Source organism: Aeromonas sp. A35_P, assembly GCF_002259925.1.
Lineage (GTDB): Bacteria > Pseudomonadota > Gammaproteobacteria > Enterobacterales > Aeromonadaceae > Aeromonas > Aeromonas dhakensis.
This window is the reverse complement of record NZ_NEVB01000089.1, coordinates 1-6768: the sequence shown is the minus strand read 5'-3', so window position 1 is coordinate 6768 and position 6768 is coordinate 1. Positions and strand designations below refer to the sequence as shown.

Below are 6768 nucleotides of genomic sequence, written 5' to 3'. Positions count from 1 at the left end.
GAGCCGCACCTGTCCGTGCTGCGGCCATGTATCGGCGGACAACCGGCAGACGCAAGAGCGGTTTGCGTGCGTCGAATGTGGCTTCGAGGAAAACGCTGATCTGGTCGGCGCGATCAATGTTTTAAGGGCGGGACACGCCCGGTTCGCCTGTGAAGTGAGCGATGCAGTAAGGTCGCCAGCAGCAGGAACCCGCCGAAGCGACCCACCCCGGCTCGATGCCGGGGTGGGCGCCGTAGGAATCCCCCGACTTTAGGCGGGGGAGGATGTCAAGAGTAAAGAATCATATGAGGCTGTTTGGTGGGCAGTCAGCCTACCATGCCTTGCAAACAAACAGAGCGCCTGATGGCGCTCTGTTGCTATCTGCCGCACGGCCATCATCACATCACACCACCATGGGCAGTCCGCTTGCGGGGTGGAGGATCACCTGGGCCGGGTAGTCGTAGAGCCGGTCGATGAGATCAGGCGTCAGCACCTCGCGCGGGGTGCCGTCGGCCATCACTCTGCCCTGCTCCAGCATCACCAGCCGGTCGGCGTAACGGGCCGCCAGATTGAGGTCGTGCAACACCACCAGCACGGCGGTATGACGGGCGGCGAGGGCGCGCGCCATGGTGAGCAGCTGGTGCTGGTACTTGAGATCGAGCGCCGAGGTGGGCTCGTCCAGCAGCAGCAGCCGCGCTTGTTGCGGTTCCTCCGGGACCTGCCAGATCTGGGCCAGCACCCGGGCGAACTGCACCCGCTGGCGCTCCCCGCCGGAGAGGCCGGGATAGAGGCGGCCGGCCAGGTGATCCACCCCGGCATGGGTCATGGCGGCCCGCACTATCTCGTCGCGCCGGCTGGCCGGCTCGCTGTGGGGCAGTCGGCCCATGGCCACCACCTCTTCGCACAGGAAGGGAAAGTTCAGGGACGAGCTCTGCGGCAACACCCCGACCCGGTGGGCCAGCTCGTTGCCGGCCCACTCCCGCCGCTCGCGGCCAAACAGATCTATCTCCCCCTCATGTTCCAGCTCGCCGGTGAGGCACTTGAGCAGCGAGCTCTTGCCGGCGCCGTTGGGGCCGAGCAGGGCGGTGAGGCTGCCCGCCTGCAGGCTGAGGTCGAGCCTGTCCAGGATGGGGCGGCCGCCCCGGCAGAGGCTGAGCTGGCGGCAGTGCAGCAGGGTCGATGAAGCTGACAAGAGGAGTCCTCCGGTTAAAGGGTTTGGCGGCCCTTGACCAGCAGCCAGATGAAGAAGGGGGCGCCCAGCAGGGCGGTGATGATGCCGACCGGCATCTCGGCCGGCGCCAGCAGGGTGCGGGCCAGCATGTCGGCGCCCAGCAGCAGGGCGGCCCCGAGCAGGGCGGAGAGCGGCAGCAACCGGACGTGGTTGGGGCCGGCCAGCAGCCGCACCAGGTGGGGCACCACCAGGCCGACGAAACCTATCATGCCGGCTACCGCCACCGCCACGCCGACCCCGGCGGCGGTGAGCAGGATCAGCCGCCGCTTGAGAGACTGCACCTGGATGCCGAGGTGGCGGGCCTCCCCTTCACCCAGCAGCAGGGCGTTGAGGGGGTTGGCATCGCGCATGAACAGGATGAGCAGGGCAACCAGGGTCAGCAGCGCCAGCGCCACGTCCACCGGCTTGCCCGCCGCCAGCGACCCCATCTGCCACAGGCTCAGGTTGCGCAGCATCTGATCGTCGGCGAGATAGGTGAGCAGGCCGATCACGGCGCCGGACAGCGCAGTGACGGCCACCCCGGCCAGCAGCATGACGGTGACCGAGGTGCCCCCTTCGCGGGTACCGAGCAGATAGACCAGGGTGGTGGTCAGCGCCCCGCCGAGAAAGGCGAGCAGGGGCAGCAGGCCGATGCCGAGCAGGCTCTGCCACTGCTGGCCGAGGGGGGCCAGCAGCACGATGGCCAGCGCCGCGCCGAGCGCCGCCCCGCCGGAGACCCCGATGATGCCGGGGTCGGCCAGGGGGTTGCGAAACAGCCCCTGCATCACGGCGCCGCAGAGGCCGAGAATCCCCCCCACCGCGATGCAGAGCAGGGTGCGCGGCAGGCGGATCTCCTGCACGATCAGCAGCTTGTGGGCTTCAATCCCGCTCCCTTGGCCGGCGAACAGGGCGCGCAGGCTCTCGCCAAAGGAGAGGGCCATGGGGCCGGTGGCCAGCGACCCGACCAGCAGCAGCGCCAGTGCGCCACCGGTGAGGCACAGCAGCCAGGGCAGTGGCAGACGCATCATGAACCCAGCTTGATCCACTTGGCGATCTGGCTGGCCTGCTGCAGCGAGGTGAGGCTGAGCCCCCCTTGCAGGGCGTGGCCGTCGATGGCATGGATGGCCCTGTTCTTGCCGGCCGGGGTGGCGGAAAGGGCGGGCACCTGGCTCAGCACGGTTTCAGGATCCTGATACTGCTGCCAGTCGCGGCCGCTCACCAGCACCAGATCGGGCTGCAGCTCGATCAGGGATTCGGTGGAGACGGGCTTGTAGTCTTGCAGCTGGGCCACCGGGTTGACGCCGCCGGCCAGGGTGAGCAGGGCGCTGGCGGTGGTGTTGCCGCCGGCGATGCTGGTGGGCTGGCCCTTGTGCAACAGCAGGAAGACCACCTTGAGCGGCTTGTTCTGCTTGGCCTGGGCGGCCAGCTGCTCGCTCTGGGTCTGGATCTCGGCCTTCAGGCGGGTGCCGGCGGCCGGGTCCTTGAGCAGAGCGGCCAGGGTATCGATGCGCTGATTGAGGTTGGCGAGGGTGGGGGCGGTGGGCAGCACGTCCACCTCGACCCCGGCCCGGCGCAGCTGCTCCAGGGCGGGCGGCGGCCCCATCTCGTCGCTGCCGACCAGCCGGGTCGGCGCCAGGCTCAGGATCCCTTCGGCGGCGAGGGCGCGGTGATAGCCGACCTGCGGCAGGTTCTTCGGCTCCGGGCTGCTGATGTCGGTGGCAATGAGGCTCTGCTCGCCCCCGAGTGCCAGAATGAGTTCAGTGGTGGCCGGGCCTATGCTGACGATACGTTCCTGCGCCAGAGCGGGCAGAGACAGGGCTGAGCAGCCGAGCAGGCTGAGTGCGAGGGCAAAACGACGGCCCATGCTAACCTCCGAAGGGTGAATGAAGTGGGATTGCCGCCGAGAATATCAAGCCGTCGAAAAAAATGCACTGAGAATGAAAGCGATTATCAATTGCATTGGTTTGGGGCCTTCATTACAGTATCCGCCATGACAGAACAGGGATGCCGCAGGCATCCCAAGGGAGAACCGATGAGCATTGCACAACGCATTCATGGGCTGCTGGCACAAGATCCCGGCGCTCACCCGTCCACCATCGCCGCCGAGCTGGCCGTCAGCGAATGGGAGGTGGTGCGCCACCTGCCGGCCGAGCTGGTCACCCTGGTGCCCGCCGAGCAGGCTGAAGCCCTGCTGGCGGATCTGGCCGACTGGGGCCAGGTGACCACCATCGTCGAATCCGACGGCTCCATCTTCGAGGTGAAGGCCCCCTTCCCCCGCGGCAAGAGCGCCCGTGGCTACTACAACCTGATGGGGCGCGACGGCGAGATGCACGGCCACCTCAAGCTCAACAACGTGGTCGGCATCGCTCTGGTCAGCAAGCTGTTCATGGGCAAGGAGGGGCACTCCTTCCAGTTCTTCGGCCACAGCGGTCGCTGCATTTTCAAGGTCTATCTGGGGCGTGACGAACAGCGTCAGCTGCTGCCGGCCCAGGTGGAACGCTTCATGGCCCTGCGCCACCAGTATCAAGAGGAAGTCAAAGCATGAGTGAACGTCAGGAGCGTCTGCAGAACCGCCTGCAACCGGAGATCCGCGAGTTTCGCGACGGTTGCCGCACCCTGCAGCTGGCGACGGTGGACAGTGAAGGCAACCCCAATGCCAGCTATGCCCCCTTCGTGCTGCAGGAAGATGGCTACTATGTGCTCATCTCCGAGATCGCCCGCCACGCCCGCAACCTGCAACAGGTGCCCAAGGTGTCGCTGATGCTGATCGAGGACGAGAACGGGGCCCGCGAACTGTTTGCCCGCAAGCGCCTCACCTTCGATGCGCTGGCCGAAGTGGTGGCCCGCGACGACGTGCGCTGGGAGAAGGCCGTGGCGGCGCTGGAAGGGCGCTTTGGCGAGATAGTCAAGGGGCTCTCCAACCTCAAGGACTTCGTGCTGTTTCGTCTCAAGCCCGAGCAGGGGCTGTTCGTCAAGGGCTTCGGCCAGGCGTTCCGGGTCTCCGGCGACGAGCTGGTGGACTTCGTCCACCTGGTGGAAGGGCACAAGCGCATCGACAATGGCGCCGAGCTGACCAGCCCGGCCGATGCGCCGGTCTGAGCCGCGTAGATCGCCAAGATGACAAAACGGGCAGCCCTGGGGCTGCCCGTTTTTTTATGGACGGTTTTCCCTCAATCCTGCCAGGAGGCCTTGTTGGGAAAGGCGTCGCGGTCGGCCCCGGTGGCGGTCTCGTTGCACTCTCCCCGGATCTTCCAGGAGGTCTGGCTGAGCACTATGTAGCCTTCGCGGCAGTACTTGCGCTCGGCCAGCGCCAGGGTGAGCTGGGCATCCTGCAGCGCTTCACGCCGCTCCAGCAGGCTCTTGTTCCTGCTCAGCTTGCTGCCGTCATCGTTTTGCAGGCGGGTGGGCAGGGTATCGAGCGGGGCGGCCTCGAAGGTGAAGCGCTTGCTTCCCTCCTCGTTGATGTGGGTCCTGAACAGGGGGGCCGGGCCATCCGGCTGGCGCCCCGGCAGGCCGGAGCAGGCGGTGATTGCCGGTAACAGCAGCGTGAAGGCAACGGCAGAGAGTAGACGCACACAAGACTCCAATCGGGTGATCGCTTCAGAGCGGGCAGATTAACATGCCGGCTCGGGTTGGGTGGCGCCGAGCAGCTCATCCGTCGTGAGCAGGGTCACGCTTCTGCCTTTTGGCAGGCTGAGGTGACGCCACATCCAGTGATGGTGCTCGATGATCTGCTCCGCGCTCAGGTGGGGCCGGTCCGCCGTGGTGTGGGCGTCGGTGACCGCCACCACCTCGAAACCGCGGGCGGCGGCGCTGCGCAAGGTGGTGTCGACGCAAAAATCGGTGGCACAGCCGCAGACGAGCAGCCTGTCCACCGGCTGTTCCGCCAGCAGGAAACCGAGCTCGGTGTCGAGAAAGCTGTCGCAGGCGGTCTTGCGTACCCGGCTGTCATGCTCCCGCGGGGCGAGATCGGCGTGCAGCTGCCAGCCCGGGCTGGCGGGATCCACTTCGGAACCGGGGGCATCGTGCTGCACATAGATGACACGACCCTGTTCTGCCCGCACGCGCTCGGCCAATCGATTGATATTGGCGATGACCTGGGCGTCCTGATGGCGAGGCTGAGTGAACAGCCCCTGTTGCATGTCGATGACCAGTAACACATCCATATGAAATCCTTGGGCAATTGTTTGTCAGGGTGGCAGCACTGGGCTCCTCAGACGCAAGGTCAGGGTTGCAGCCACTGGCTGCAGTCACGACTGCGGGATTGATGCAGTGCGCCCATATCTTGCTTCATTTCATCGGCATTTAGCCAGCGTTCCGGCAGGGGGGCGATGCCGACCCGCACGTCGGCCACCCGGCCGGCCACAGCTTGCTTGTCATCCGTTTGCTGCGCCGTCAGCTCAGGCACGACCAGCGCCACCTTGAGGGCCGGGTTGCGACTGGCGATGCGGCTGGCCAGCCCCAGCCCGCCTTCCACGTGGAAGTTGCCGGCGATGTGCATGATGCGCCGGCCGGGGTGGCTGCGCAGGTAATCCACCATGCTCTCGGCCATGGTGTCGTCCCAGCTGGTCTGGGCGGCAAAGCGGCGGGCGTTGCCGTCGGCATCCCCATGATGGAGCGAGGCCATGAACTTCTGGCGATAGGGGTCATCGCCGAGGGTGAGGGTGCGGGCCAGCTGGCTGCGACGGCTGGCGGGCAGCTGATCCAGCCAGGCCGGCCCCTCCTGGCCGACGCAGCTCACCAGCGATTTGGGGGCATTGGCGGCGATGACCGGCAGGTGGTGCGCCTTGGCGAACTCCACCAGCGGGCGATAGTCGCTCTGGTAGTTGGGCCAGGCGTTGCCGTCGCGAATGAGGGCCGCCTCGCCGATGCGACCGGCCAGGTAGGCATCCAGCACCGGCTGAGCGGCGCGGCTGAACTGCTCCATGGAGAGCACCAGGGGGCGGCCGTCTGCCTGCGCCGTGTCGGCCAGGCCCGCCAGCATTCTGGCCTGCAGCAGGTGCACCGCCGGGTGGGTGTGCAGCTCGCCCACCAGCACTATGTCGGCATCCGCCACCCGGGCCAGGGCCTGCTCCAGGGTCAGCGGCTCCCCCTGGGTGGCCTTGAGCTGATAGTGATAGAGGGTGCCGGCATCGTTGATGGGGGCCGTCGTGGCACAGGCGGCCAGCAGCAGGGGCAGGGTGAGCAGGGGCAGAAGTCGGGTCATGGGGGTCTCGCAGCGATGAGGTGCCTGCACCATACAATGGCAGCATGGCGGGCGGGAAAACAGAGGGCGTAGTGTAGAACCTAATTATGACAAAAGAAAACCTGATTACCCATGATTAGCAGTCACCCCGAACTATACTGATCTTATGCACAGTTATCGAGGAGCGAGATCATGGCCAAAAGCAAAGTCCAATTCCAGAAAGGCTACAGCCTGTTTGAGCTTCTCAAGGACTATGGCACTGAAGCTCAGTGCGAAAACGCGTTGTTCACTTGGCGTTTTCCTCACGGCTTTGTCTGCCCTGAATGTGCCAACAAGACCTGTTGTCACCTGAAAAGTCGGCCACGCGTGCTGCAATGCAATCACTGCCATCACC

The 6768-nt window shown here is 65.9% G+C and carries 10 protein-coding genes; 4 read left to right on the top strand and 6 right to left on the bottom strand.

The window, feature by feature from the left end; all coding sequences use genetic code 11:
- Positions 1 to 253 (top strand): zinc ribbon domain-containing protein (locus tag CAK78_RS23340; RefSeq protein ID WP_141214131.1); only part of this gene is annotated, 253 nt, incomplete at its 5' end.
- A 129-nt stretch (positions 254 to 382) separates the two neighbouring features.
- On the opposite strand, the gene CAK78_RS06835 is transcribed toward CAK78_RS23340, so the two are convergent.
- Genes CAK78_RS06835 through CAK78_RS06825 form a run of 3 tightly spaced genes read right to left on the bottom strand, consistent with a single transcriptional unit; the run spans position 383 to position 3053 of the window.
- Complete coding sequence (locus tag CAK78_RS06835; protein ID WP_094696789.1) at positions 383 to 1171, bottom strand: heme ABC transporter ATP-binding protein; 789 nt, start codon at positions 1169 to 1171, stop codon at positions 383 to 385.
- 14 nt (positions 1172 to 1185) lie between these two features.
- Positions 1186 to 2217: a FecCD family ABC transporter permease gene (locus CAK78_RS06830; RefSeq protein ID WP_176452707.1), complete on the bottom strand. Its 1032-nt coding sequence runs from the start codon at positions 2215 to 2217 to the stop codon at positions 1186 to 1188.
- Entirely contained in the window at positions 2214 to 3053 is an 840-nt protein-coding gene (locus CAK78_RS06825) for a heme/hemin ABC transporter substrate-binding protein (protein ID WP_094696788.1), read from the bottom strand. The genes CAK78_RS06830 and CAK78_RS06825 overlap by 4 nt, the downstream gene beginning before the upstream one ends.
- A 168-nt stretch (positions 3054 to 3221) precedes the next feature.
- Between CAK78_RS06825 and hutX the strand changes: the two genes are divergently transcribed.
- Both hutX and hutZ read left to right on the top strand, forming a co-directional pair.
- Complete coding sequence (gene hutX, locus CAK78_RS06820) at positions 3222 to 3734, top strand: heme utilization cystosolic carrier protein HutX (RefSeq protein ID WP_094696787.1); 513 nt, start codon at positions 3222 to 3224, stop codon at positions 3732 to 3734.
- The gene (gene hutZ, locus CAK78_RS06815) at positions 3731 to 4288 is read left to right on the top strand and encodes a heme utilization protein HutZ (RefSeq protein WP_005304092.1); all 558 of its coding nucleotides are present in this window, start codon (positions 3731 to 3733) and stop codon (positions 4286 to 4288) included. The genes hutX and hutZ overlap by 4 nt, the downstream gene beginning before the upstream one ends.
- Before the next feature lie 71 nt (positions 4289 to 4359).
- Here hutZ and CAK78_RS06810 read toward each other — a convergent pair whose 3' ends face one another.
- From CAK78_RS06810 to CAK78_RS06800, 3 genes are read right to left on the bottom strand one after another with little or no spacing between them, the layout of a single operon-like run.
- Positions 4360 to 4764, bottom strand: a complete 405-nt coding sequence (locus tag CAK78_RS06810; RefSeq protein ID WP_094696786.1) for a hypothetical protein — start codon at positions 4762 to 4764, stop codon at positions 4360 to 4362.
- 39 nt (positions 4765 to 4803) lie between these two features.
- On the bottom strand, positions 4804 to 5355 hold the full coding sequence (locus CAK78_RS06805; RefSeq protein ID WP_094696785.1) for a cysteine hydrolase family protein: 552 nt from the start codon (positions 5353 to 5355) through the stop codon (positions 4804 to 4806).
- Between the two features lie 59 nt (positions 5356 to 5414).
- On the bottom strand, positions 5415 to 6395 hold the full coding sequence (locus tag CAK78_RS06800) for a ChaN family lipoprotein (RefSeq protein ID WP_094696790.1): 981 nt from the start codon (positions 6393 to 6395) through the stop codon (positions 5415 to 5417).
- Between the two features lie 171 nt (positions 6396 to 6566).
- On the opposite strand from CAK78_RS06800, the gene CAK78_RS06795 reads away from it, so the two are divergent.
- A partial coding sequence (locus CAK78_RS06795) for a transposase (protein WP_141214125.1) occupies positions 6567 to 6768 on the top strand: 202 nt, incomplete at its 3' end.

Bases quoted from the DNA above. Each gene is read 5' to 3' on its own strand.
- CAK78_RS06830 (WP_176452707.1), bottom strand. From the start codon at position 2,217: ATGATGCGTCTGCCACTGCCCTGGCTGCTGTGCCTCACCGGTGGCGCA.
- CAK78_RS06825 (WP_094696788.1), bottom strand. From the start codon at position 3,053: ATGGGCCGTCGTTTTGCCCTCGCACTCAGCCTGCTCGGCTGCTCAGCC.
- hutX (WP_094696787.1), top strand. From the start codon at position 3,222: ATGAGCATTGCACAACGCATTCATGGGCTGCTGGCACAAGATCCCGGC.
- hutZ (WP_005304092.1), top strand. From the start codon at position 3,731: ATGAGTGAACGTCAGGAGCGTCTGCAGAACCGCCTGCAACCGGAGATC.
- CAK78_RS06805 (WP_094696785.1), bottom strand. From the start codon at position 5,355: ATGGATGTGTTACTGGTCATCGACATGCAACAGGGGCTGTTCACTCAG.
- CAK78_RS06800 (WP_094696790.1), bottom strand. From the start codon at position 6,395: ATGACCCGACTTCTGCCCCTGCTCACCCTGCCCCTGCTGCTGGCCGCC.